16 protein-coding genes are annotated in these 24,163 nt (G+C 72.2%); 10 read left to right on the top strand and 6 right to left on the bottom strand.

The window, feature by feature from the left end:
* Positions 1-24: 24 nt before the first annotated feature.
* Positions 25-2,454, bottom strand: a complete 2,430-nt coding sequence (gene lon, locus ACFUN8_RS22085; RefSeq protein ID WP_383640207.1) for an endopeptidase La — start codon at positions 2,452-2,454, stop codon at positions 25-27.
* A 448-nt stretch (positions 2,455-2,902) separates the two neighbouring features.
* Here lon and ACFUN8_RS22080 point away from each other — a divergent pair, with 448 nt between their 5' ends.
* From ACFUN8_RS22080 to ACFUN8_RS22060, 5 genes are all read left to right on the top strand, one after another.
* A complete protein-coding gene (locus ACFUN8_RS22080; RefSeq protein WP_383640204.1) occupies positions 2,903-3,454 on the top strand; it encodes a hypothetical protein in 552 nt (183 codons plus the stop codon).
* A 92-nt stretch (positions 3,455-3,546) separates the two neighbouring features.
* Positions 3,547-4,626, top strand: coding sequence for a sensor histidine kinase (locus tag ACFUN8_RS22075; protein ID WP_383640213.1), 1,080 nt, complete (start codon positions 3,547-3,549; stop codon positions 4,624-4,626).
* On the top strand, positions 4,623-5,288 hold the full coding sequence (locus tag ACFUN8_RS22070; RefSeq protein ID WP_383640201.1) for a response regulator: 666 nt from the start codon (positions 4,623-4,625) through the stop codon (positions 5,286-5,288). Before ACFUN8_RS22075 ends, ACFUN8_RS22070 begins: the two co-directional genes overlap by 4 nt.
* A gap of 130 nt (positions 5,289-5,418) precedes the next feature.
* Positions 5,419-6,063 (top strand): SMI1/KNR4 family protein, encoded by a 645-nt coding sequence (locus ACFUN8_RS22065; protein WP_383640197.1) that lies wholly within the window; start codon positions 5,419-5,421, stop codon positions 6,061-6,063.
* 91 nt (positions 6,064-6,154) lie between these two features.
* Positions 6,155-7,312, top strand: coding sequence for an NAD(P)/FAD-dependent oxidoreductase (locus ACFUN8_RS22060; RefSeq protein ID WP_383640194.1), 1,158 nt, complete (start codon positions 6,155-6,157; stop codon positions 7,310-7,312).
* Between the two features lie 37 nt (positions 7,313-7,349).
* Here ACFUN8_RS22060 and ACFUN8_RS22055 read toward each other — a convergent pair whose 3' ends face one another.
* Positions 7,350-7,808, bottom strand: coding sequence for a MarR family winged helix-turn-helix transcriptional regulator (locus tag ACFUN8_RS22055; protein WP_383640210.1), 459 nt, complete (start codon positions 7,806-7,808; stop codon positions 7,350-7,352).
* A 113-nt stretch (positions 7,809-7,921) separates the two neighbouring features.
* Between ACFUN8_RS22055 and ACFUN8_RS22050 the strand changes: the two genes are divergently transcribed.
* The 5 genes from ACFUN8_RS22050 to ACFUN8_RS22030 all read left to right on the top strand — a co-directional run bounded on the left by ACFUN8_RS22050 (position 7,922) and on the right by ACFUN8_RS22030 (position 16,050).
* Positions 7,922-8,581, top strand: coding sequence for a GNAT family N-acetyltransferase (locus ACFUN8_RS22050; protein WP_383640191.1), 660 nt, complete (start codon positions 7,922-7,924; stop codon positions 8,579-8,581).
* Positions 8,582-8,936: 355 nt separating this feature from the next.
* Positions 8,937-9,689: a spermidine synthase gene (locus ACFUN8_RS22045; protein WP_383640188.1), complete on the top strand. Its 753-nt coding sequence runs from the start codon at positions 8,937-8,939 to the stop codon at positions 9,687-9,689.
* A 109-nt stretch (positions 9,690-9,798) separates the two neighbouring features.
* Positions 9,799-10,536, top strand: a complete 738-nt coding sequence (locus ACFUN8_RS22040; protein WP_023538700.1) for a response regulator transcription factor — start codon at positions 9,799-9,801, stop codon at positions 10,534-10,536.
* A 293-nt stretch (positions 10,537-10,829) separates the two neighbouring features.
* Positions 10,830-11,852 (top strand): ATP-binding protein, encoded by a 1,023-nt coding sequence (locus tag ACFUN8_RS22035; protein WP_051433837.1) that lies wholly within the window; start codon positions 10,830-10,832, stop codon positions 11,850-11,852.
* Positions 11,853-12,153: 301 nt separating this feature from the next.
* A complete protein-coding gene (locus tag ACFUN8_RS22030) occupies positions 12,154-16,050 on the top strand; it encodes a multifunctional oxoglutarate decarboxylase/oxoglutarate dehydrogenase thiamine pyrophosphate-binding subunit/dihydrolipoyllysine-residue succinyltransferase subunit (RefSeq protein WP_383640186.1) in 3,897 nt (1,298 codons plus the stop codon).
* Between the two features lie 148 nt (positions 16,051-16,198).
* Here ACFUN8_RS22030 and fxsT read toward each other — a convergent pair whose 3' ends face one another.
* The 4 genes from fxsT to ACFUN8_RS22010 form a co-directional block, all read right to left on the bottom strand.
* Positions 16,199-19,222 carry an FxSxx-COOH system tetratricopeptide repeat protein gene (gene fxsT, locus ACFUN8_RS22025; protein WP_383640183.1) on the bottom strand — a complete coding sequence of 1,008 codons (3,024 nt, stop codon included), beginning with the start codon at positions 19,220-19,222 and terminating at the stop codon, positions 16,199-16,201.
* Between the two features lie 60 nt (positions 19,223-19,282).
* Positions 19,283-20,566 carry an aKG-HExxH-type peptide beta-hydroxylase gene (locus ACFUN8_RS22020; RefSeq protein ID WP_383640180.1) on the bottom strand — a complete coding sequence of 428 codons (1,284 nt, stop codon included), beginning with the start codon at positions 20,564-20,566 and terminating at the stop codon, positions 19,283-19,285.
* 52 nt (positions 20,567-20,618) lie between these two features.
* The gene (locus ACFUN8_RS22015) at positions 20,619-20,810 is read right to left on the bottom strand and encodes a hypothetical protein (protein ID WP_382569249.1); all 192 of its coding nucleotides are present in this window, start codon (positions 20,808-20,810) and stop codon (positions 20,619-20,621) included.
* A gap of 338 nt (positions 20,811-21,148) precedes the next feature.
* Positions 21,149-24,157: an SAV_2336 N-terminal domain-related protein gene (locus ACFUN8_RS22010; protein ID WP_383640177.1), complete on the bottom strand. Its 3,009-nt coding sequence runs from the start codon at positions 24,155-24,157 to the stop codon at positions 21,149-21,151.
* Positions 24,158-24,163 lie beyond the last annotated feature (6 nt).

The raw sequence follows: 24,163 nt of genomic DNA, 5'->3' as shown, positions 1-24,163 counted from the left end.
GCCTCTCGTATCGCCGGAGCGCCGTTACGCGGCGACCGGGATCTCGGCCGGCCCCGGCTCCGACGCCGACGCGGTCGCCGACGAGAGCGCGATCTCCAGGACCTGGCGTACATCCGTCACCGGGTGGACCTCCAGCTTCTCCAGGATCTCGGCGGGGACGTCGTCCAGGTCCGCCTCGTTCCGCTTCGGGATCACGACCGTCGTGATGCCCGCGCGGTGCGCGGCCAGCAGCTTCTGCTTCAGCCCGCCGATGGGCAGGACACGCCCGGTCAGCGAGACCTCGCCGGTCATGGCGACATCCGTACGGACCTGGCGTCCGCTCAGCAGCGAGGCGAGCGCCGTCGTCATCGTGATGCCCGCGCTCGGGCCGTCCTTGGGCACCGCGCCCGCCGGGAAGTGGATGTGCACGCCCCGGTCCTTCAGGTCGGCGACCGGCAGTTCCAGTTCGGCGCCGTGCGAGCGCAGGAAGGAGAGCGCGATCTGCGCGGACTCCTTCATGACATCGCCGAGCTGTCCGGTCAGGGTGAGACCCGAACCGCCCGTCTCCGGGTCGGCCAGCGACGCCTCCACGAAGAGGACGTCCCCGCCCGCTCCGGTGACGGCCAGACCGGTGGCCACGCCCGGCACCGCCGTGCGGCGCTCGGCCGGGTCCTGGGCGGACTCGGGCACATGGTGCGGCCGGCCGATGAGGCCGCGCAGATCGCCGTCTCCTACGGAGAGGGGCAGTTCGCGCTCGCCCAGCTCGTGCTGTGCGGCGACCTTGCGGAGCAGTCGGGCGATCGAGCGCTCCAGGTTACGTACGCCCGCTTCGCGGGTGTACTCGCCCGCCAGCTTGCGCAGCGCCTCGTCCTCCAGCGTGACCTCGCCGGTCTCCAGACCGGCCCGCTCCAGCTGCCTGGGCAGCAGGTGGTCGCGTGCGATGACGACCTTCTCGTCCTCGGTGTAGCCGTCGAGGCGGACCAGCTCCATACGGTCGAGCAGGGCCTCCGGGATGGACTCCAGGACGTTGGCGGTGGCGAGGAAGACCACGTCGGAGAGGTCGAGTTCGACCTCCAGGTAGTGGTCGCGGAAGGTGTGGTTCTGCGCCGGGTCGAGGACTTCGAGGAGGGCGGCGGCCGGGTCGCCCCGGTAGTCGGAGCCGACCTTGTCGATCTCGTCGAGCAGGACGACCGGATTCATCGAACCGGCTTCCTTGATCGCCCGGACGATACGGCCCGGAAGCGCGCCCACGTACGTACGCCGGTGGCCCCGGATCTCCGCCTCGTCCCGGACACCGCCGAGCGCGACACGGACGAAGGACCGTCCCATGGCGTGCGCGACGGACTCTCCCAAGGAGGTCTTGCCGACGCCGGGCGGGCCGACGAGGGCGAGGACGGCGCCGCCGCGGCGTCCGCCGACCACACCGAGACCGCGGTCGTCACGGCGCTTGCGGACGGCCAGGTACTCCGTGATCCGTTCCTTCACGTCGTCCAGGCCGGCGTGCTCGGCGTCGAGGACGCGCTGGGCGCCCCTGATGTCGTACGCGTCCTCCGACCGCTCGTTCCACGGCAGTTCGAGGACGGTGTCCAGCCAGGTGCGGATCCAGGAGCCCTCGGGGCTCTGGTCGGACGACCGCTCCAGCTTGTCGACCTCCTTGAGCGCCGCCTCCCGGACGTGCTCGGGCAGATCGGCGGCCTCCACGCGGGACCGGTAGTCGTCGGACTCGTCCCCGGGGTCGCCGTTCAGCTCGGACAGTTCCTTGCGTACGGCGTCGAGCTGGCGCCTCAGCAGGAACTCCCGCTGCTGCTTGTCGACGCCCTCCTGGACGTCCTTCGCGATGGACTCGGCGACGTCCTGCTCGGCGAAGTGCTCGCGGAGCTGGTCGGTCGCCATCTTCAGCCGGGCCACCGGGTCGGCGGTCTCCAGCAGCTCGACCTTCTGGGCCGTGCTGAGGAACGGCGAGTAGCCGGCGTTGTCGGCGAGCTGCGAGACGTCGTCGATCTGCTGGACCCGGTCCACGACCTGCCAGGCGCCGCGCTTCTTCAGCCAGTCGGTGGCGAGAGCCTTGTATTCCTTGATCAGTTCGGTGACGGAACCGGGCAGCGGGTCGGGCACGGTCTCGTCGACGTGCAGTCCCTCGACCCAGAGGGCCCGTCCGGGCCCGGTCGTACCGGCGCCGATCCTGACGCGGCCCCTGCCGCGGATCAGCGCGCCGGGGTCGCCGTCGGAGAGCCTGCCGACCTGCTCGACGGTCCCGAGGACGCCGGTCCCCGCGTAAGCCCCGTCGAGGCGCGGCACGAGCAGCACCTTCGGCTTTCCCCCGTCGGAGTCGTCGCGGGCGGCCGCCTGCGCGGCCTCGACGGCGGCACGTACTTCGGTGTCGGACAGGTCCAGCGGCACCACCATCCCGGGCAGCACGACCTCGTCGTCGAGCGGCAGCACGGGCAGGGTGAGCGGTGTGGACGTGGCAGCCATGGTCTCCCCTTCGGCAGTCAAAACTTGAGCTATGTGGACTCAATGCTTGTGAGCCTGCTGTTGTTCCCCGGATACCTGGGGAGGGTGTTCGCTCTGAGCGATCGGGATCGGGATCGGGTACTGGTCGACCTCGCACAGATCGGATGCGGGCCGCACGTGATCCCGCCCGGGCCGGCGCGACCCGGCGTCGTCAACGACGAAATCGTGCCGGCCCCGGCCACGCAAAATGCAAGGTTGTTCCGGGCAGGGGGCCGCGCACCGCCCAGCTCAACTCTTCACTCCGCACCTCACCACGCAGTCCCCTGGCAACGTCACAGCGGATCGGACAATCGGGGTCGGGCACCGGTCAACCCGGCACGAGTCGGCGTGGCGTCGCGGCTGAACCTCCACCCCGGACTCCACCCATGGGTCCAGGTGCGAAAAGCCCTGCCCCAGCAGGCTTGCGGGCATGACAACAACCGACTGGATCATCGACATCGCCCTCGTCCTGGTCGTCTTCCGGCAGCTGCGGGAAGACCGGCTCGATCTCAAGACCTTCCTGATACCGCTGGGCATCGTGGCCTTCGTGGCGCACAACTACCTCGACTCGATCCCCACCGCGGGCAACGACCTGGTGCTGATCGGCGCCCTGGTGGGCATAGGCGCCGTCCTCGGCGTCGCCGGCGGGGCCTACACCCGGATCCGCTCCGTCGGCGGCCACCTCCTGATCAAGGCGGGCGCGGTCTCGGCGATCCTGTGGGTGCTCGGCATGGGCGCCCGGATGGGTTTCCAGATGTGGACCGAGCACGGCGGCGGTTCCGACGACGTCGCCCGGTTCAGCCTCGCCCACCACATCACCAGCGAGCAGGCCTGGGTCGCGGCGTTCGTACTGATGGCCCTCACCGAGGTGGTCACCCGGGTGGCCACGATCTACGTGCGGAGCCGGATGGTCGACCGTGCGCGGCCGGCCACGGCGGCAGCCCCCACCGCGTCCGTCTCCGGCCGCGCTGTCCGACCGTGAGCTATGGTCGCGCCGTGCCCGCAACCGCCAACGGTCCTCGGCCGTTTCTGCTGACGGATCCCCGCAGGCAGTGGGCCGCGAACATCGCGATCATGGCCGCCGGGATCCTGACGATCCGGCCGATGGGTTTCAGCGGTCGCGGGCAGGCGGTCCTCGTCCTCTTCGTGATCGGCTGCGCGGGGCTGCTGATCCGGGTCCCGCCCGTGGCCAGGGTGCCGAGGCGGGTCGCCGTGGTCTGGCTGACGCTGGCGATCGTCGCGGCGGCCGCGCTGATCGGGGTCGGCAGCAGCGGGACGACCTACCTCTTCGCCTTCTTCTTCGCCGGCCACGCCGGCTACCGGCTGGAGACCCGGCCGGCCCTCGTGCTCGCGGCGCTGTGCAGTCTCCTGTGCGGGGGTGTCCTCTACTTCCACCTCGGCCCCGGACACCACGAGCTGCCCTGGATCCTCGGCCTGGCCACCGGCACCCCGGTCCTCGCCGGCATCGCCAACCGCAACCGCCAGCGCGCCGTCGAGGCCGCGATCTCGGCGGCCGAATCCGCCGAGCGGGCCGCCCGCGCCGAGGCCCGGACGGCGGTGCTGACCGAACGCGGCCGGATCGCCCGGGACGTACACGACGTCCTGGCGCACTCCCTCGCGGGGATCAACATGCAGCTGGAGCTGGCCGACGCGCTGCTCGACACCGGCGACCTGGCCAAGGTCCGCGAGGCCAACGACAAGGCGCACAGCATGGTCAAGGAGAGCCTGAAACAGGCGCAGTGGACCGTCCACGCCCTGCGCGAGGACGCCCTGCCGCTGCTGGAGAGCCTCACCGCGATGCTCGAATCCTCCGGGCACCGTGACGTCCTGACCGTCGCCGGGACCGTACGCCAGGTTCCGGCGCAGGTGACTCAGAACCTCCTGCGGATCGCGCAGGAGTCACTGACCAACGCCGCCCGGCACGCGCCGGGCGGCGAGGTGGGCGTCGAGTTGACGTTCGCCGACGGGTCGACCGTGCTGCGGATCCGCAACCGCCCCGCCACCCGCACGGTGGCCCGGGACACCGGCAGCGGTATGGGGCTGATCGGCATGCGCGAACGCGTCGCCCTGCTGGGTGGCACCATCGCCGCGGGCCCGGTCGCCGAAGGACCGGACCAGGGCGGCTGGCAAGTGGAGGCAAGGATCCCGGGATGAGCGAACCGACCGAAGACCAGGAACCGCTGCGTGTGGTCGTCGCCGACGACCAGGCCGCCGTCCGGGAGCCGCTCGCGGCGATGCTCGGGCTCTCCCCGGACATTGACGTCGTCGCCGCGGCCGCGGACGGGTACGAGGTACTGACCGCCGTGGCCGCCCGGCCGGTCGACGTCGTACTGATGGACCTGCGGATGCCGCGCATGGACGGGACCGAGGCCACCCGGCGGCTGACCGAGGAGCACCCCGAGGTGGCCGTGGTGGTGCTGACCACCTTCGCCGACGACGAGTCGATCCTGTCCGCGCTGAGCGCCGGCGCCCGCGGCTATCTGACCAAGAACTCCGGCCGCCAGGACATCATCCGGGCCATCCGGGCGGCGGCCGCCGGGCAGTCCGTACTCGACCGGGAGGTGCAGAACCGGCTGCTCGCCACCGCCAGGACGAAGCCCTCGGCGCCGAAGGAGTCGCTGCCGCAGGACGTCACCCCCCGCGAGCGCGAAGTGCTCACCCTGATCGGTCAGGGCCTGCCCAACCGGGCCATCGCAGAGCGGCTCTTCATCAGCGAGGCCACGGTCAAAACGCACATCAACAACCTCTTCGCCAAGGCCGGGATCCGCGACCGCGCCGACGCTGTACGCCGCGCCATCTCGGCAGGGCTGGCCTGACGCAGACTCGAACCGCCCGGTAACGCGCCGCACGGCCCGAGCCATCCCCGCGGGCCCGCGCCATCCCTGCGGGAGCCATGCAAGCGGGAGCCGTCCCTGCGGGTCCGCGCCCATCGGTACGGTGACCGCCATGGACGAGGAAGAACTCCGTGGCCTGATGGCGGCGCAGCACGCGGCGGTCGAGGCGCGGCAGGTCACCGACGCCTGGCAGCGCGTCGAGACGTGGCTCGACCGGCACGCGCCGGGGACGCTCGCCGCGCTGCGGCCGGGCGCGATCCACCCGGAGATCGCCGGACTGCGGAAGCGGATCGGCGTACGGATACCCCCGGGGCTGCGGGCCCTGTGGAACGAGCACGCCGGGGTGCACGACGTGCCGTGGGCCTCGTTCATGCTCGGTGAACTGGCTCCGATGGACTTCGAGGCGGTGGCCTCCGTGTACGGGACGATGACCGACCTCCAGCGCCGTGACGGCGGCGAGGAGTACCTGTTCTGGCGGCCCGCCTGGATCCCCGTCTTCTCCCGCGGCGCCCGCGACCACACCTCGGGCCTCTTCCTCGACGCCGAGACGGGGCGGCTCTGCCACTGGGACCGGTACGGCGACCGCTCGCCGCGGTACGAGTCGCTGACGACCTATCTGGAGGAGATGGCGGACCGGCTGGAGACGCCGTCGCTGATGGCCGGCGAGAAGCCCGGACTGCTTGACCTTCGCGCTCTCGCGTGGGGGCCGCCGGAGCCCGACCGGGCGGCTCTGTGGGCGCCCTTCTCCGAGAGCTGACGGCGTCTCGGCGCACACTTGAAGTTCGCACTACGAACTAATATGGTTCGTGGCACGAACTAATATTTCATGTGCGTGGGGAGCCGATGGGATGAGCGGGAAAAGCAGCGGAAACCGAAACGGGAGCGGAAGCGGGACGAGCGGCGCGCGGCCGACCGTCGTGGTCGTCGGTGGGGGGTACGGCGGGTCCGCCGTGGCCAAGGCGTTGGACGAGGGGACCGAGGTCGTCCTCGTCGAGCCCAAGGACGCGTTCGTCCACGCCGCCGGATCGTTGCGCGCGCTGGTCCGGCCGGACTGGGCGGGCAACATCTTCTTTCCGTACGACAAGCTCCTGAAGCGCGGCAGGGTCGTTCGCGAACAGGCGGCGTCGGTGGACACGGGCGGGGTCACCCTGGCGTCCGGCGCGCGCGTGGACGCCGACTACATCGTCCTGGCCTCCGGCTCCGGCTACCCCTTTCCGGCCAAGATGGACACGGACGTCGCCGCCGAGGCGCTGGAGCGGATACGGGCGGCGCACAAGGAACTGGCGGGCGCGGAGCGCGTACTGATCGTCGGCGCCGGGCCCGTCGGGCTGGAGCTGGCGGGCGAGATCAAGGCCGTGTGGCCGGCGAAACACGTGGTGGTGGTGGACCCGGCCGAGCAGTTGATGCCCGGCTTCGCGCCGGAGATGCGGGACGACCTGCGCCGGCAGCTCGACGCGCTGGGTGTGGAGCTGCGGCTGGGCACGGCGCTCGCGCGGGAGCCGTCGAGCGGGCCGGGGCGGGCGGGGGCGTTCACCGTCGCGACGGCGGGGGCCGGGGAGCTGTCGGCCGACATCTGGTTCCGGTGCCACGGGGTGACCGTCAGCGGTGACTACCTCGGCGGGGAGCTGGCGGGAGCCCGCACGCCCCAGGGCCACGTCCAGGTGACCGACACGCTCAACCTCAGCGCGCGCGGCCGTGTCCACCCGCACATCTACGCGCTCGGCGACCTCACCGCCCTCGCCGAGTCGAAGATGGCGGGTTACGCGATGCGGCACGCCGAGGTCGTGGCGGCGAACATCCTCGCGCAGGTACGGGGCGAGGAACCGGCCTCCGTCTACCGGCCGTCCCCGATCCCCTCGATCCTGCTGCCGCTGGGCCCGAGCGGCGGTGTCGGTCAGGTGCCGACGCCCGAAGGGCCGTCCGTGCTGGCGGCGGAGGCGGTGTCCCAGTACAAGGGGGCGGACCTGTTCACCGGTCGTTTCGTGGAGCTGTTCGACACCGCGTGACGGACGCCGCGTGACGGACGCCGCGTGACCTGGTCGACTACCTGGTCGAGTACCTCTGTACGGAGGCCGGGGCCTCGACGAAGACCGCGGGCACCTCGTTGTCACGCACCACCCGGGCGAGCAGTTCCGCGAGCCGGTCGCGGTCGGGTTCGTCGAGGCCCGAGGGCAGCACCTCGATGGCCCGGCAGGTCGCCTCGTAGAACTCGTCCACGAGCACGCGCCCCTCCTCGGTGAGCGCGACCCGTACCGCACGCGCGTCCTGCGGCTCGGCCTCGCGCCGCACCAGACCGCGCTGCGCGGTCCGGTCGACCAGCCCGGTGAGGCTCGACTTCGCGAGCCCGAGCATCGCGCCCAGCTCGCTCATCCCGTACGGCTGCGGCATCAGCACGCAGAGCAACTGCCCCTGCTGCGGCGGAAGTCCGAACTGACGGCTCACCTGCGCGTAGACGGCGTTCACCAGGAACGACGAGCGCACAAGCGCGGTGACGACCCCCATACGGTCAGCCTCAGCCTTTGCCATACGGCCAGAATACGGCTCCGCCGCCGTTCCGATTCCCGGCCGTCGGAAAGTACTCGCGCGCGGGCCGGAATCTGCGCTGTAATAGCCCGATGGATAGTTCAACCATTACGTCCGCGTGGGTCGCGGGATGGGCCGTCTCCCGCGCGACACCGGCGCCGGTCGTGGAGCCGTGGGGCTACCGCATCGACGTCGGACTGCCCGGCCATGTGTTCCGGCACGTCCTTCCCGAGCCCGACGCACCCTCCGTACGGAAGCTGTGCGAGACCATCGCCGAGCCCGGCGCCTGGCTGAAAGTGCTCGCGCCGCCGGAGCTGGTCGAGGAGTGGATCACACCGGGCTGGACGGTGCCGGACGACCCCGGCCACATGATGTTCCACGCGCTGCGCCGCTCCCCCGGCCCGTCGACCGTGCCGCCCCCACCCGCCGGCTACACGGTGGGGACGGAGACCCGCGACGGCGTCTTCCGGGTGCGGGTGACGGCCCCCGACGGCTCCCCCGCCGCGCGCGGCCAGGTCGCCGCGACGGGCGAGGGCGCAACGGCGGTGGTCGACCAGGTCGAGACCTGGGAGAACCACCGCAGGCGCGGACTCGGCCGGCTGGTGATGCGCACACTCGAAACGGCCGCCGCCGACGCGGGCGCCACCACCGGCGTCCTCTCGGCCACCAGGGACGGCCTGCGGCTGTACACGTCCCTGGGCTGGCAGCTCCAGGGCCCGCTCACGGGCGTCGTACGCGGCACGGACCGATGACGGCGGCCGGCGGCGGCGCCACCGGCCGCACAGACCTCACCGACGGCCGCCCGGCGCGCGGCGCCGCGCCACGTACGCGATCGGCGGCCGGTCACGGCGCCGCGCCCACCCGGATCGAGGCGGCCCTGGGCGGCGCGGTGGACGTCGAGGCTCTCGTCACCCTGCATCCGCCCGCATCCGCGCCCACGCCCGTGGCCCGCACCTCCCACCCCGACCGGTTCGTCGCGGGCGGGCCCCGCACGACTGTCCGCCCCTCCCCCGGGCACAAGCCCCACGAACCGGTTTGTCGGCACCCCGCGCGTCCCGCGAGGATGGCGCCGCGGCCGGTCAGCCGCAGAACCGAGGAGACGCCCCCGTGCCCGACCCCACGCCCGAAGCGACCGACGACCGCCCCGTCACCCTCGACCGGCGGGACGGCCCGTACGGCGAGGTCGTCCTCAGGAGGCGGCCGAGCAGCCGCGACGGCGGCGGTGACATCCACGAGATCATCGCCAACGGCACGTTCCTGATGGACACCTCCGACGGCCGCTCCGAGCGCCTGCTGATCGACGCCGCGCAGGCCGCCCTCTCCCCCGACCGGCGCGACGGCCTGCCGTCGGTCCTCATCGGCGGGCTCGGTGTCGGTTTCTCCCTCGCGCACGCCGCCGCGGACGCCCGCTGGGGCCGGATCGTGGTGGTCGAGCGCGAGCAGGCCGTCATCGAGTGGCACCACGGGGGACCGCTCGCGCGGATCTCCGGCGCCGCGCTCGGCGACCCGCGCACTGTGATCCTCCACACCGATCTGGTCGACTACCTCCGTACGGAGGCCGAGGTCCCGGAGGGCTCCGACGAGCCGTTCGACCGTTACGACGCCCTCTGCCTGGACATCGACAACGGGCCCGGCTGGACCGTCACCGACGAGAACGCGAGCCTGTACACGCCCGGCGGACTGGCCGCCTGTCTGGCGCGGCTCAACCCCGGCGGAGTCCTCGCCGTCTGGTCCGCGCAGCCCTCCCCCTCTTTCGAGGAGGCGCTGCGGAATGCCGGTTTCACCGGGGTTAGGACCGAAGAGATCCAAGTTGCCCGAGGAGTGCCTGACGTGGTCCATCTCGCCGTTCGCCCTGCGTAGCCGGGAGCCCTCCGGTGCCTCTACGCTGCTCCCCACACACGGGATCCCCATTCGCAGGTGGAATGTGGATCAAGGAACACGGATCGCGGAACGTACCAGGGGCGGGGCGATGGAGCAGACACACACCAGCCAGAACGGGGTCGCGGCCACTCCCGGCGCGCAGCGCCGGGTGCTCGTGGTCGAGGACGACGCGACGATCGTGGACGCCATCGCGGCCCGGCTGCGTGCCGAGGGCTTCGTCGTCCAGACGGCGGTCGACGGCCCGGCCGCCGTGGACGCCGCCGAGGCGTGGCAGCCCGACCTGATGGTCCTCGACGTGATGCTGCCGGGCTTCGACGGGCTGGAGGTCTGCCGCCGCGTCCAGGCGCAGCGTCCGGTGCCGGTGCTGATGCTGACGGCGCGCGACGACGAGACCGACATGCTCGTGGGGCTCGGCGTCGGGGCCGACGACTACATGACGAAGCCGTTCTCGATGCGGGAGTTGGCCGCGCGGGTGCATGTGCTGCTGCGCAGGGTGGAGCGCGCGGCGCTGGCCGCCGTGACGCCGCGCAGCGGCATCCTGCGCCTCGGCGAGCTGGAGATCGACCACGCGCAGCGCCGGGTGCGGGTGCGCGGCGAGGACGTCCATCTGACACCCACCGAGTTCGACCTGCTGGTCTGTCTGGCGAACACACCGCGCGCGGTGCTCTCGCGGGAGCAGCTGCTCGCCGAGGTGTGGGACTGGGCGGACGCCTCGGGCACCCGTACGGTCGACAGCCACATCAAGGCGCTGCGCCGGAAGATCGGCGCCGAGCGGATCCGTACGGTGCACGGTGTGGGGTACGCCCTGGAGACACCGGCGCCATGAGCCGGTCGCCGGGCGGCAGAGACGGGGCGGGCGGCAGAGGCGAGCGGGACGAGGGCCCCGGACGTACGGGCCGCGGCGGCCGTACGCCGCGCCCCGCGCGCGCCCCCCGCCCGGCCCGTACGGGCGCGCCCCGGCCGGCCAGAGCCGGTTCCAGAGGCGGCTCACCGCGCCACGACCCGTCCGGGCACGGTCCCGCGCGGAAGGGCCCGGCCCGGATCAGGGCGGGGCACGGGGCGCTGGGCGGACCCGACGCCGGGGGTCTGCGGCCGTTCTCCATCAAGACGAAGCTCGGCATGCTCGTCGTGGTCTCCGTGCTCATCACCACGGGGCTGCTGATGGTGGCGCTGCGCACCGAGACCGAGCTGCGTTTCATCACGGTCTTCTCCATGATCGCGACGTTGTTGATAACGCAGTTCGTGGCGCACGGTCTGACGGCCCCGCTGGACGAGATGAACACCGTCGCGAAGGGCATCTCGCACGGTGACTACACGCGGCGCGTGAGCGGCGCGGACCGCCGTGACGAGCTGGGCGACCTGGCCTCCACCATCAACCGCATGGCGGACGACCTGGAGGCCGTGGACCGGCACCGCAAGGAGCTGGTCGCCAACGTCTCGCACGAGCTGCGCACGCCGATCGCCGCGCTGCGCGCCGTGCTGGAGAACGTGGTGGACGGTGTGTCCGCCGCCGACCCGGAGACGATGCGTACGGCGCTGAAGCAGACCGAGCGCCTGGGCAGACTCGTCGAGACGCTGCTGGACCTCTCCCGGCTCGACAACGGCGTACTGCCGCTCAAGGCGCGGCGCTTCGAGGTGTGGCCGTATCTGTCCGGGGTACTGAAGGAGGCCAATCTCGCGGCCTCGCAGCGCGCTCTCAGCTCCGGGTCGGGCAACCACACCCGTACGGACGTCCATCTGCATCTGGATGTGTCGCCGCCCGAGCTGACGGCGCACGCGGACGCGGAGCGGCTGCACCAGGTGGTGGCGAATCTCATCGACAACGCGGTCAAGCACAGCCCGCCGCACGGCCGGGTGACGGTGCGGGCGCGGCGCGGGCACGGTCCGGAGTCGCTGGACCTGGAGATCCAGGACGAGGGGCCCGGGATCCCGGAGCCGGAGCGGCACCGGGTCTTCGAGCGCTTCAACCGGGGCAGCGCCCCGTCGCCGCACGGCCCGGGCAGCGACGGCGGTACGGGGCTGGGGCTGGCGATCGCGAGCTGGGCGGTGGATCTGCACGGCGGACGCATCGGGGTGGCCGAATCCGTACGCGGATGCCTCATCCAGGTGACACTTCCGGGAATCCCCCGGGCGCGGGGTTGACGTAGGGTTCGAACCGGAGGCACCGGAAGCGCCCGTTTCACGGGCATTCGGTCGGGTGCCGCCCACGCGGACCTCGTTCGGGGGCCGAAAAGGCGGCGTCAACGACACGGTGCGTCCGCAGTTCCGAGGACAGCTTCAAGGAAACCTGGCTTGTTTCCCGCCAATTCCTGCGCCGAAACCCGCCTTCCGGTGTGACTTGCATGACGTTGCCCCCGCCCGGTCTGCTCCTCTCGGTCCGGTAGGCGTAGCCTTGATTCCCGCTGTCCATCACCTTGTGAAGCGGAAGAGGGCGGTTGCCGCCGTGTCGTCTCAGTCCCCCAGTAACTCAAGCGTCTCGACCGACCGAACGGGGCAGGAAAAGAATCCTGCCGCCGCCTTCGGGCCGAACGAATGGCTCGTCGACGAGATCTACCAGCAGTACCTCCAGGACCCGAATTCGGTCGACCGCGCCTGGTGGGACTTCTTCGCCGACTACAAGCCGGGCAACACCGGTGCGGCGGACAAAACCCCCGAGCCGGCCGCGACATCCAGCGCAGCCGCGGGGGCTGCGGTGAGCGCCGCCCCCACCACCACGACCACCACCACCGCGGCTCCCGCCGCACCGGCGAAGCCCGTGGCAGCCGCTCCCGCGCAGGCCCAGGCCCCCAAGGCCGAGTCCCAGGCGCCGACCGCCGCCCCCGCCGCTCCGGCGAAGCCCGCCGCCGCGGCCCCCGCACCGGCCAAGGCAGCGCCCGCGGCACCCGCGGCACCCGCCGCCAAGCCGGCCGCGGCCAAGCCCGCGGCCGAGCCGAAGCAGGAGCCGGCCGAGGAGCCCACGGGCCCCGAGTACGTGACGCTGCGCGGCCCGTCGGCCGCCGTCGCGCGGAACATGAACGCGTCGCTGGAGCTGCCCACGGCGACGTCCGTGCGCGCCGTCCCGGTGAAGCTGCTCTTCGACAACCGCATCGTCATCAACAACCACCTGAAGCGGGCGCGCGGCGGCAAGATCTCCTTCACGCACCTCATCGGGTACGCGATGGTGCAGGCCATCAAGGCCATGCCGATGATGAACCACTCCTTCACGGAGAAGGACGGCAAGCCCACCCTGGTCAAGCCGGAGCACATCAACTTCGGTCTCGCCATCGACCTGGTGAAGCCGAACGGCGACCGCCAGCTCGTCGTCGCCGGCATCAAGAAGGCCGAGACGCTCAACTTCTTCGAGTTCTGGCAGGCGTACGAGGACATCGTCCGCCGCGCCCGCGGCAACAAGCTGACGATGGACGACTTCACCGGCGTCACCGTCTCGCTGACCAACCCGGGCGGCCTCGGCACGGTGCACTCCGTACCGCGGCTGATGCCCGGTCAGTCGGTCATCATGGGCGTCGGTTCGATGGACTACCCGGCGGAGTTCCAGGGCACGTCGCAGGACACCCTGAACAAGCTGGGCATCTCCAAGGTCATGACGCTGACCTCCACGTACGACCACCGCGTCATCCAGGGCGCCGCCTCCGGCGAGTTCCTGCGGATCGTCAGTCAACTGCTGCTCGGCGAGAACGAGTTCTACGACGAGATCTTCCAGGCGCTGCGGATCCCCTACGAGCCGGTCCGCTGGCTCAAGGACATCGACGCGTCGCACGACGAGGACGTCACGAAGCCCGCGCGGGTCTTCGAGCTGATCCACTCCTACCGGGTGCGCGGCCATGTCATGGCCGACACCGACCCGTTGGAGTACCGCCAGCGCAAGCACCCCGACCTGGACATCACCGAGCACGGCCTCACGCTGTGGGACCTGGAGCGGGAGTTCGCGGTCGGCGGCTTCGCCGGCCAGTCGATGATGAAGCTGCGCGACATCCTGGGCGTGCTGCGCAACTCGTACTGCCGCACCACCGGCGTCGAGTTCATGCACATCCAGGACCCGAAGCAGCGCAAGTGGCTCCAGGACCGTATCGAGCGCTCCAACTCCAAGCCGGAGCGCGAGGAGCAGCTGCGGATCCTGCGCAGGCTCAACGCCGCCGAGGCGTTCGAGACGTTCCTGCAGACCAAGTACGTCGGCCAGAAGCGGTTCTCGCTGGAGGGCGGCGAGTCCGTCATCCCGCTGCTCGACGCGGTCATCGACTCGGCGGCCGAGTCGCGGCTCGACGAGGTCGTCATCGGCATGGCCCACCGCGGCCGGCTGAACGTCCTGGCGAACATCGTCGGCAAGTCGTACGCGCAGATCTTCCGCGAGTTCGAGGGCAACCTCGACCCGAAGTCGATGCACGGCTCCGGCGACGTGAAGTACCACCTGGGCGCCGAGGGCACCTTCACCGGTCTCGACGGCGAGCAGATCAAGGTGTCGCTGGCGGCGAACCCCTCGCACCTGGAGGCGGTCGACCCGGTCCTCGAAGGCATCGCGCGCGCCAAGCAGGACATCATCAACAAGGCGGGCACCGACTTCACCGTGCTGCCCGTCGCGCTGCACGGCGACGCGGCCTTCGCGGGCCAGGGTGTGGTCGCCGAGACGCTCAACATGTCGCAGCTGCGCGGCTACCGCACCGGCGGCACGGTGCATGTGGTGATCAACAACCAGGTCGGCTTCACCGCCGCCCCGGAAGCCTCGCGCTCCTCGATGTACGCGACGGACGTCGCGCGCATGATCGAGGCGCCGATCATCCATGTGAACGGTGACGACCCGGAGGCGTGCGTCCGGGTGGCGCGGCTCGCGTTCGAGTTCCGCCAGACGTTCAACAAGGACGTCGTGATCGACCTCATCTGCTACCGCCGCCGCGGTCACAACGAGGGCGACAACCCGCAGTTCACCAACCCGCAGATGGTCACCCTGATCGACAAGAAGCGCTCGGTGCGCAAGCTCTACACCGAGTCGCTGATCGGTCGCGGCGACATCACGCTGGAAGAGGCCGAGCAGGCGCTCCAGGACTTCCAGGGGCAGTTGGAGAAGGTGTTCGCCGAGGTTCGTGAGGCCACGTCGCACCCGGCTCCGACGCATGTCCCGGACGCCCAGGCGGAGTTCCCGGTCGCGGTCACGACGGCCATCTCGCAGGAGGTCGTCAAGCGGATCGCCGAGTCCCAGGTCAACATCCCCGACCACATCACGGTGCACCCGCGGCTGATGCCGCAGATGCAGCGCCGCGCGGCGTCGGTGGAGGACGGCACGATCGACTGGGGCACCGGCGAGACCCTCGCCATCGGCTCGCTGCTGATGGAGGGCACCCCGGTCCGGCTGTCGGGCCAGGACACCCGCCGCGGCACGTTCGGCCAGCGCCACGCGGTGCTGGTGGACCAGGAGACCGGCGAGGACTACACCCCGCTGCTCTACCTGGGCGAGGACCAGGCCCGCTACAACGTCTACGACTCGCTGCTCAGCGAGTACGCGGCGATGGGCTTCGAGTACGGCTACTCGCTGGCCCGCCCGGAGTCGCTGGTCATGTGGGAGGCCCAGTTCGGCGACTTCGTCAACGGGGCGCAGACGGTCGTCGACGAGTTCATCTCGTCGGCGGAGCAGAAGTGGGGCCAGACCTCGGGCGTCACGCTGCTGCTGCCGCACGGCTACGAGGGCCAGGGCCCGGACCACTCGTCCGCGCGCCCCGAGCGCTTCCTCCAGATGTGCGCGCAGAACAACATGACGGTCGCGATGCCGACCCTGCCGTCGAACTACTTCCACCTGCTGCGCTGGCAGGTCCACAACCCGCACCACAAGCCGCTGGTCGTCTTCACCCCGAAGCTGCTGCTGCGGCTGAAGGCGGCGACGTCGAAGATCGAGGAGTTCACCACCGGCGGCTTCCGCCCGGTGATCGGCGACTCGTTGGCCGAGGCGGGCACGATCAATCCGGCGGACGTCCGCAAGGTCGTCTTCTGCGCGGGCAAGGTCTACTACGACCTGGACGCCGAGCGGCAGAAGCGCGGTCTGACGGACACGGTGATCGTGCGTCTTGAGCGGCTGTACCCGCTGCCGGGCGCGGAGCTGCAGGCGGAGATCGCGAAGTACCCGAACGCCGAGAAGTACCTGTGGGCGCAGGAGGAGCCGGCGAACCAGGGCGCGTGGCCGTTCATCGCGCTCAACCTGATCGACCACCTGGACCTGGCGGTCGGCGCCGACGTCCCGCACGAGGAGCGGCTGCGCCGTATCTCGCGGACCGCGTCGTCGTCCCCGGCGGTCGGCTCCGCCAAGCGGCACCAGGCGGAGCAGGCGCAGCTGTGCGCCGAGGTGTTCGACGCCTGACGGAGGCTGTGAGACGTACGTGAGGAGGGCCCGGCACCGCGCGGAAGCGGTGCCGGGCCCTCCTGTGCGTACCCGTGTGTACGAGCGGGACGGTGCCCCGTGTGCACGAGCGGGACGGTGAATCCCGTGTGTACGAACGGGCGGTGCGTCAGCCCAGATACGGCTCGAAGTCCCAGTAGGGCCGCACCCGTTGGCGCGCCGACAGCGTGTGCTGGTGCTGCGCGCCCATCGTGCGTGTCAGCTTCTGGAGGGCGTCCTCCTCGACCTTGTCCGCCTCCTCGCGCTGCTGGAGTGCCCGCAGATCGGCCGCGAGCGCCGTCTGGCTGGAGAGCGTCAGCGGATGGTCGTCGCCGAGCGCGGCACGGGAGCGCCGCAGCGTCTCCCTGCTCAGCTCGGCGGCCTCCTCCAGCCGGCCGGTGAGATTGCGCCCGCCCGCCGCGTTCAGCGCGCAGCCGAGCGTCCACGGGTGGTCGTCGCCGAGGAGGGTGCGCAGACCGGTCAGCGCCTGCTCGAAGAGGACGAGCGCGCCGTCCCTGTTCCCCTCGGCCTGCATGAGGAGGGCGACGTTGGACTGCATGCCGGTCGGTACGGGGTGGGCCGGGCCGACCAGGGTGCGGTAGGTGCCCTCGGCCTCGGCGAGCAGGTCCCTGGCCCTGGCCAGATCGCCGTGCACCCGCAGGTAGTTGGCGTAGTCGGTGACGAGCATCAGGTTGTTGTGATGGCCCTTGCCGTTCACCCGCTCGTGGCGGGCGAGCAGGTCGGCCATGACCGGGCCGATGTCCTCGCCCTGGGATCCCGCCCTGCGCTTGCAGAGGATGAGGTTGTGCTGCGCCCACAGCGTCTGCGGGTGCCGCTCGCCGAGGACCTGGATCTGGGTCCGTACGATCAACTCCTGGCGGGCCAGGGCGTCGTGGTAGCGGCCGAGGAGCCGCAGGTCGCGGGCGCAGGCGTTGCCCGAGTGGAGCGTGTCGGAGTGCCGGGCGCGCAGGACCGCCTCGCGTTTGCGGAGCGTGTCGAGGTCGGTCTCGTACGCCTTCTCGTACTGGCCGAGGAGCCGCAGGACCACACCCAGGTTGTGCTGGGCGTGGAGAGTGGTCCACTCGTCGGCGCCGCGAAGCTCCCGGCCGACCTCGACGACGTCCCGCTGGAGCCGGTACGACTCCGGATAGCGGCCCAGGAACCGCAGGTCGGAGCTGAGTCCGCTGTTGGCCGTCATCAGCCGGACCGGGTCGGGCTCCGGCTGGGCCAGCAGCAGGTCGAGGACCGCGCCGTCCCGGTCGTACGCCTCGTGGAACCGGCCGCTCGCCCGCAGCATCACCGTGGTCTGCGCGGTCAGCTCCAGCATGTGCTCGGAGTCGGGCGCGAACAGGGCGGCCCACTTCTCCCTGACCCGGGCGGCCAGGTCCATGCCCACCGTGTACTCACCGCTGTTGTAGCAGTACTCAAGGCAGTTGAGGATGAGCTGGATCGTGCGCGGGTGGGTGCTCTCCAGCGAGCCGGAGGTTTCGAGCTGGGGCAGGATCTCCGCGTACCGGGGCCACCGCCTGCTGTCGGAGGGCTCACCGGGGTCGCTGCCGACGAGGACCTGGCGGACCACGGCGCGGTGGATCTCCCGGTCGTCCCCGGCGGTGAGCCGGCTGACGATGCCGTGCACGACGCGGTGCATATGGACGGACTCCTGGCGGGGCCCTCCGTCGTTGCCGGCCGACACGGACGCGCTCCGTGAATCCTTGGTGATGACCGAGTAGTTGGCGAGGGTGTCCAGGGCGCGCGGCCAGTCGGGGCTGTTGTCGGCGATCCAGCGCAGCTGCTCGGGGAGGTCCGCGGGGGTCACGCCGCGCACCAGACCGATGGGGATCCGGCCGGGCGCGAAGCAGGCGCAGAGCTTGAGGAGTTCGAGGGCGCGCGGCTCGGACTCGCGGACCCGGTTGAAGAGCATCGACCAGGAGGTCAGCGAGGAGCTGGGGTAGTCGCCCAGCTCGGAGACCTCGTCCAGGGGGTTGATCTCACCGCTGTGGACCTTGTCGAGGTATTCCGGTACGGGCATCCGCATCTCACCGAGGAGCGCCGCGGCGTGCGCCATCTGGAGCGGCAGGTCCTGGTACTCGGCGGCGACCTCGTCGGCCTCGGCCGCCGTGATGTGCGGGGCCCGGCGCATCAGATAGCCGGTCGACTCGGCGCGGGCGAAGACGGGCACCTCCACGACGTCGCCCACGGTGCGCCAGCCATGGTTGCGGGAGGTGATCAGGACATGGCCGGTGCCGCCCTGGGGCAGCATGCGGGCGGCCTCCTCCACGTCCTCCCAGCCGTCGAAGATCACCAGCCAGCGGGTGTGCGGATCGCCGCGGCGCAGCGCGTCGCGCACCGCGCGGATCCGCTCGCCGGGCTCGGAGCCGCTGCGCAGGCCCAGTGCCGGCGCCAGTTCGCCGAACCGGTCGCGCTGGGTGCCGCGCTGGTCGGAGTTGACCCACCACACGACGTCGTAGTCCGGCATGAAGCGGTGCGCGTACTCCGCGGCGAGCTGGGTCTTGCCGATGCCCGCCATGCCGACGAGCGCGCAGACGGAGGCGCCGGGCTCGACGTCGGAGAGCGATTCCTGGACACGGTTGAGCAGTTCGTCACGCCCGGTGAAGCGGTTGTTGCGGCGCGGCACCTCGCCCCAGACGGCGGGGGCGTCGCTGGGGTAGCGGGAGTCGGGGGCGGCGGTGTCGGCGCGGAGCGTGGCCGGGTCGAGGGACAGCCGTGTCAACAGGCGCCGCTCGGCCTCCTGTTCGCCGATGCCCCACAGGTCGACCGGTTCCAGGACGGCGGTGGCCGGCAGCAGGGCGCGGTTGGTCAGGTTGACGGCGGCGAACCGGTCGGCGTTGTCGGCGACGAAGCCGCGCAAAACGTCGTTCCACTCGCCCTCACGACGCGGTCCGAGCTGGAAGAACCAGTCGCTGAGCACCAGCAGGACGCGGCCTCTGGCCAGCAGGAGATCGCCGAGGGCGTCCTCCAGGGGCTGTTCGCGGTCGGGGTCCCAGCGGTGCGAGGTGACCCGGTGGCCGTGGGCTTCGAGCCGGCGCGCGATCCAGGTGGCCCACGGCCGGTGATGTCCCGGGAATGCGACCACGAAATGCTGGGACTCCTGATCGGGTCCGCCGTCCCCCGCCAGGTGCCGCTGAGCGACCATGCGCGCGTCTCCTCATCCATCCGTCGTTCCAAGCCGTTCCCTGACGGCGCGTTAGATACGTTACCGAACGTCACCATCGCCGGACAGGGAATCGGACAGTGCGTACGGGCTATTCGGGAGCTGCCCGAGCGACGTCAGGTGCTGTTTCATCGATACGACGAAACTCAGCCCCTGCGCGGTGAGTTGGTGGCTGTGCAGCAGGACGGGGAGCGCGTCGGCGACCTGTGCCCGGTACTCCTCACGGCGGGTGCGGGCCGCCCGGCGGGCGGCCGGGGCCGCGCCGGGGCGGTCGGCGACGCGCGACCACAGGTCGGCGAGGGCGAGGTGCGCGTACGTCCCCTGGAGTACGCCGTCGAGGGGGCGCGGGTCCGCGCGCCACGCGACTCGGTGGACAGCCGCGCCGTCCGCGTGGTGCAGCGCGACGAGGTCCGCGAGGACGGCGAGTTTGCTGTGGGCGAGTTCATGGACGAGCACCTCGGCGAAGCGCCGGGCGGTGTCGGGCAGCGCGGTGTGGACGGCCCAGGGCGCCGCCCTGAGGGTGCCGCTGGACGCGCCTTCGGCGCCTTTGTCGACGGGTGCCATCGGGACCACGGACCGTACGAGCCGGGTGACTTCGGCGGCGCGCCACGGGTCCGCGGACTCCAGTAAGGAGACGGCGGCGCGCCAGCGGGTGAGCCAGACGGCGCGGTCGGGCCGCCGCGTCACGTCCACGGCGGGGGCGTGTCCGGTGCCGAGGTCGTCGAGCCGGCCGGTACTGCCCGGCAGGACGGCGAGGGAGTGCCAGCCCGTCCCCGCCCCCCGGCCGCCGGGCCGCAGAAGGACGGAGCGGGCGGGGTGGCCCACGGGGGTGAGCAGCGTGCCGCGCGGGCCGGAGCGGATCCGTACGCGGGGTGTGCGGGCGTCGTGGACGCCGATGCCGGGCAGGACGAGGCGCCCGTCCGCGGTGGGGAGCACGGTGTCGAGCCGGGCGCCAGTGCGCAGGGCCACCCCGACGGCGATCCCGCCGAGGGGGTGGAGTGCGGCGGTGAGGCCGTCCGTGCCGGGCGCGTTGAGGGCGTCCACGATCCAGCCGCCGACGGCGGGGTAGTCGAGGAGCCTGCGGGCCACGGCCGGGGCGGGTGACTCGGCCCGCTCCAGGAGGCCCCAGTCCCGGTCGAACGCGGCTCGGGCGTCCGCCGCCAGGCCGGCCCGTTCGACCCTGGCGAGGAGTGCTTTCAGCAGGACCAGCCGGCGGCTGTGGAGGGCGGCGTGCAGCAGGTCGATGTCGGGGGTCCGCTGGCGGGTGGCGGCAAGCCGCACGAGGGCACCGGGCGGGACCGCGAGAGTCCCCGAAGCCGGAGCCATTACCTCCGCTCCGCGCGGAGACTGGCCGAATCCCGCCGTCGACCGGGCCGTCTCACTGCCCGTCTTTCCACAGGTCGGTGAGCGAGTCGGGACAGCGGAGCACGTCCTCGACGGCCGACGTCAGCGCGGCGTCGTCGAGTCTCCGCAGGGTGCGCAGATCGACCCCGGTGAGATCGGGGAGCACAGGGCTGCCGGGTATCCCACTGACCTGCCCCGCGGATCCGGCCACACGTTGCTCCAGCACCCTCTGCTCCTCCCAGTACCCCCGATGCCCCCGACGCCCGGTGCTGAAAGTCCCGCCCGGCTCGGGGCGCGCGACCCGCGCGGCGGGCGTGAGCCCCGCCCTGTGGGCGGACGACGCTACTTTCACCACACGCCTCAGAAGGCGATGCCGTGAGGGTTCTACTTCCCGAGGGCCACGATTCGGAAACCCGTTCGCCATATGGGGAGTTGGTGTTCCGGCCGCGGGGCGTTACTTCGAGGACACACGGTGGGGAGCGCATGCCGGGCGCGCGGATGCATGCGCCGGTCGCGTACGCCGATGAGTGCTGGACCACGCCCGCGGGCGGGCCGGAGCCCGGTTCACCAGGACCGTTCTCGGTGCGCCAGCGCCTCCGCCCGCTCGCGGGTCGCCCGTGCCTCGTCCTCCGGTACGGGGGTGCCCTGTTCCGTCAGGCCGCGCCAGTGGCGGTCGGCCGCGCGGTAGTCGGCCAGGGCCGCGGAGGGGCGTGCCATCCGCTCGTACAGTTCGCCGCGGCCGTGCAGCGCGCGGGCCGCCGTGAGGGAGGGCGGTTCGGTGATCTCGCGCAGCGCCCGCCCGTAGTCCGACTCCACCGTGGCGAGGTGCGACTCCGGGTCCGGCAGGTCCAGCCGCGCGCCCGCCAGCGTCAGCCAGGAGCGGGCCCGGGTGGCCGGGTCGGCGGCGCGGCGGGCCGCCAGCTCCAGGAGATGGCAGCCCTCGTAGACGTCGGGCAGGAAGCCGCCGCCCACGCGGTCGTCGCGGTAGCGGTCCAACAGGGCCGTCCCGAGCAGCAGATGAAGGCGCCAGCGCAGCGGGGCCCTGGACGTGACGTTGGTGAGGGCCTCGCGCAGGATGCCCTCCGCGCGGTCGGGCCGGCCGGTCTCGGTGAGCAGCATCTCGCCCCATTCGGCGAGGAGTTCGCACCGGACGTGGCTGTCGCGCGGTGCGCTCCGCTCGGCCTGCCGGTACGCGGTCGCCGCCGACTCCCAGTCGCGCGCCGCACGGTGGATCCGGGCCCGCTCGTGCCGGGCGCGCAGCAGCAGCGGGGCGCTGTCCTCGGCCGCCGACTCGGCCGCGTCCGTCAGGGTGAGCAGTTCCGCGGTGTCGTGCCCGCGCGTCAGCCGCAGGGCGGCCACGAGGTCGAGGAGCGCGCCGGCGCGGCGGTGCGGGGGCGCCTCCAGATCGTCCAGCAGGGCGAGCGCGGACCGCAGTTCGGTCACGGCGGCGGTGGCGGGCTGCTCCCGTTCGGGCACCGTCCTGGCGAGGTCGAGCAGGACCCGGCCCATCCGCAGACGGCGCGCCGTCCGCGTGGCGAGCTCTCCCCCGTCGGACATCTCGGCCAGCCCGGCCACCGCCGCGTACAGCCACCGGGTGTCGTGGTCCTGGCGCCACAGTTCGTGCCGGACGTCCGCGCGGGCGACCGCCGTCGCCGGCTCCTGTCCGGTGAGCAGCCCCTCGGCGCGCACCAGCAGCCGGTGCGCCTCCTCGGGGTCGCGGCGCGCCTCCGTCGTGTTGGCGCGGGCGAACAGCACCCGCCCCAGCAGATGCCGTGAGCGCCCGTCGCCGTCGGCGGCCAGCGCCGCCTCGGCGAGCGCCTGCGCGTCGAAGAGCATCTGCCGGTCGCGCCGGTCGCGCCAGAGCCCGAGCAGCCGTTCCACCTCGTCGAGGCGGCCGGGCACCGGCCGTACGGGCCGGTACCAGCGCACCACGCGCGCGGGGACCTGCGCGAACAGCTCCTCGTCGGCCTGCGGCCCGCCGTCGGGGTCCTCCGGCACCGTCGGTTCGTCGGCCTCCTGCCCCTGGAGGCGGGCGACCGCGAGCGCGGGGAAGTTGCGCATGCCCTTGCCGAAGCGCCGGGTGACGTACTCCGACAGGTACTTGAGGACCAGCTCGGCGGCGCCCCGGTCGAGCATCTCCAGCAGCAGTTCGCGTACGCCGGGCGCGAAGTCGTAGCGCGGTCCCGGCACGTCGACGGTGTCGGGCAGCCGCTCCAGCAGTCCGCCGAGGAGCACTTCGGCCAGCTGCATGGGGCCGGTGTCGGGGAGCAGCGCCTCCTGGACGAGCTGCATGACGGGCAGATAGAGCGGTACGGCCGCCAGATGCACGGCCAGTTCGAGCGCGCCGGGTGACGCGCCGGAGCGGAAGTCGCGCAACCGCGCCTGCGGGGTGCGCGCCCCTCCGTAGGGCCCCGACGCGGGCTGCGCCGGGTGCCGCGGCAGCACCCAGCCCGCGGCGCCGCGCATCGTACGGGTGCCGGTGCCGCCGAGCAGTTGGGCCCAGCCGCCGAGGACGCGGTCGGTGGGCAGCAGGACGGGCACCGGGAGCGCCCCGGCGGGCGGCTCCGCGCGGCCGTGCCGCTCGTCGGCGACGAACCGCATGCCGCGCCCCACCCCGGGCTCGTGCACGAGCATCCCCGGATCGGCGGGCAGCGCCGTACGGTCCCACAGGCGCGGCGGCAGCGGCTGGACGACGGCGATCTGGGAGACCTCGGCCCAGCGGTACAGCAGCCGCTGGGCGCCGCCGGACTGCCACAGCGGCCCCACGCAGTCGCTGATGACGAGGGTGAGCCGGCGGCCGGTGACGTCGCGGTGCTGGTCGGCGGGGCGCAGCCGGGTGTGGTGCGGGTCGGGTCCGGTGCCGGCCATCGCCGAACCGTCCGGTCCCTGGTGCAGATAGTGCACCTGGACGTCGCGGAAGGCGCCGAGCCGTTCGCAGGCCTGGCGGAGCCGTTCCAGGGTCAGATGCCACACCGACGCGGTCGGGGAGGCGTCCATCAGGAGCTGGATCTCCGCCTCCCGGTGCGCGGCCGGGCGGCGTACGGGGCGCAGGATGCCGTCGGCGGCGCTGCGTTCGGCGGTCGCCTCCTCGTCCAGTTCCGCGCCGAGGACGGGCGCGACGGGCGGGCGGTAGCCGCGCAGCGGTCGCAGCGCGCGTTGCAGGCCGAGCAGGCCGGAGAGGGCTCCGGTGGCGGGGGCCCGTATCGGGAAGGAGCGGGTCGGGACGGCGTCGGCGCCGGACGGCGCGTAGAGCGAGAGGGGCGCGGTGTGTTCGGCGCTGCGGGGCGGGGGCTCGGGCCGGGGCTCCGGCTCGTCGGCGGGCGGCCGGACGGCCTCGTCGGACCCGGTCGGCCGGGTGGGCGGAGGTTCATGATGCTCAGGACGATCCCCTGAGCGGGGCCGCGGAGCCGTCAGACGCGCCAGCCACACGGCCTCGGCCAGCTCTCTGGCCGACACGTCGCGGCCCGCGGCGCGCAGCCGGCCGACCAGCTCCGCCAGCCCGTCCGGTCCGGCGGACGGTCCGGCGGGGTCCGGGCGGGGCGTGTCGCCGGGGGGCGGGTCGGGGGTGGTCATCCGCCA

The sequence above is a fragment of the Streptomyces sp. NPDC057307 genome (assembly GCF_042667665.1).
Taxonomy (GTDB): Bacteria; Actinomycetota; Actinomycetes; order Streptomycetales; family Streptomycetaceae; genus Streptomyces.
Note: the sequence above shows the minus strand (reverse complement) of the source record. Positions and strands in the feature narration are given on the sequence as shown.

Bases quoted from the DNA above. Each gene is read 5' to 3' on its own strand.
- lon (WP_383640207.1), bottom strand. From the start codon at position 2,454: ATGGCTGCCACGTCCACACCGCTCACCCTGCCCGTGCTGCCGCTCGAC.
- ACFUN8_RS22080 (WP_383640204.1), top strand. From the start codon at position 2,903: ATGACAACAACCGACTGGATCATCGACATCGCCCTCGTCCTGGTCGTC.
- ACFUN8_RS22075 (WP_383640213.1), top strand. From the start codon at position 3,547: ATGGCCGCCGGGATCCTGACGATCCGGCCGATGGGTTTCAGCGGTCGC.
- ACFUN8_RS22070 (WP_383640201.1), top strand. From the start codon at position 4,623: ATGAGCGAACCGACCGAAGACCAGGAACCGCTGCGTGTGGTCGTCGCC.
- ACFUN8_RS22065 (WP_383640197.1), top strand. From the start codon at position 5,419: ATGGACGAGGAAGAACTCCGTGGCCTGATGGCGGCGCAGCACGCGGCG.
- ACFUN8_RS22060 (WP_383640194.1), top strand. From the start codon at position 6,155: ATGAGCGGGAAAAGCAGCGGAAACCGAAACGGGAGCGGAAGCGGGACG.
- ACFUN8_RS22055 (WP_383640210.1), bottom strand. From the start codon at position 7,808: ATGGGGGTCGTCACCGCGCTTGTGCGCTCGTCGTTCCTGGTGAACGCC.
- ACFUN8_RS22050 (WP_383640191.1), top strand. From the start codon at position 7,922: ATGGATAGTTCAACCATTACGTCCGCGTGGGTCGCGGGATGGGCCGTC.
- ACFUN8_RS22040 (WP_023538700.1), top strand. From the start codon at position 9,799: ATGGAGCAGACACACACCAGCCAGAACGGGGTCGCGGCCACTCCCGGC.
- ACFUN8_RS22035 (WP_051433837.1), top strand. From the start codon at position 10,830: ATGCTCGTCGTGGTCTCCGTGCTCATCACCACGGGGCTGCTGATGGTG.
- fxsT (WP_383640183.1), bottom strand. From the start codon at position 19,222: ATGGTCGCTCAGCGGCACCTGGCGGGGGACGGCGGACCCGATCAGGAG.
- ACFUN8_RS22020 (WP_383640180.1), bottom strand. From the start codon at position 20,566: ATGGCTCCGGCTTCGGGGACTCTCGCGGTCCCGCCCGGTGCCCTCGTG.
- ACFUN8_RS22010 (WP_383640177.1), bottom strand. From the start codon at position 24,157: ATGACCACCCCCGACCCGCCCCCCGGCGACACGCCCCGCCCGGACCCC.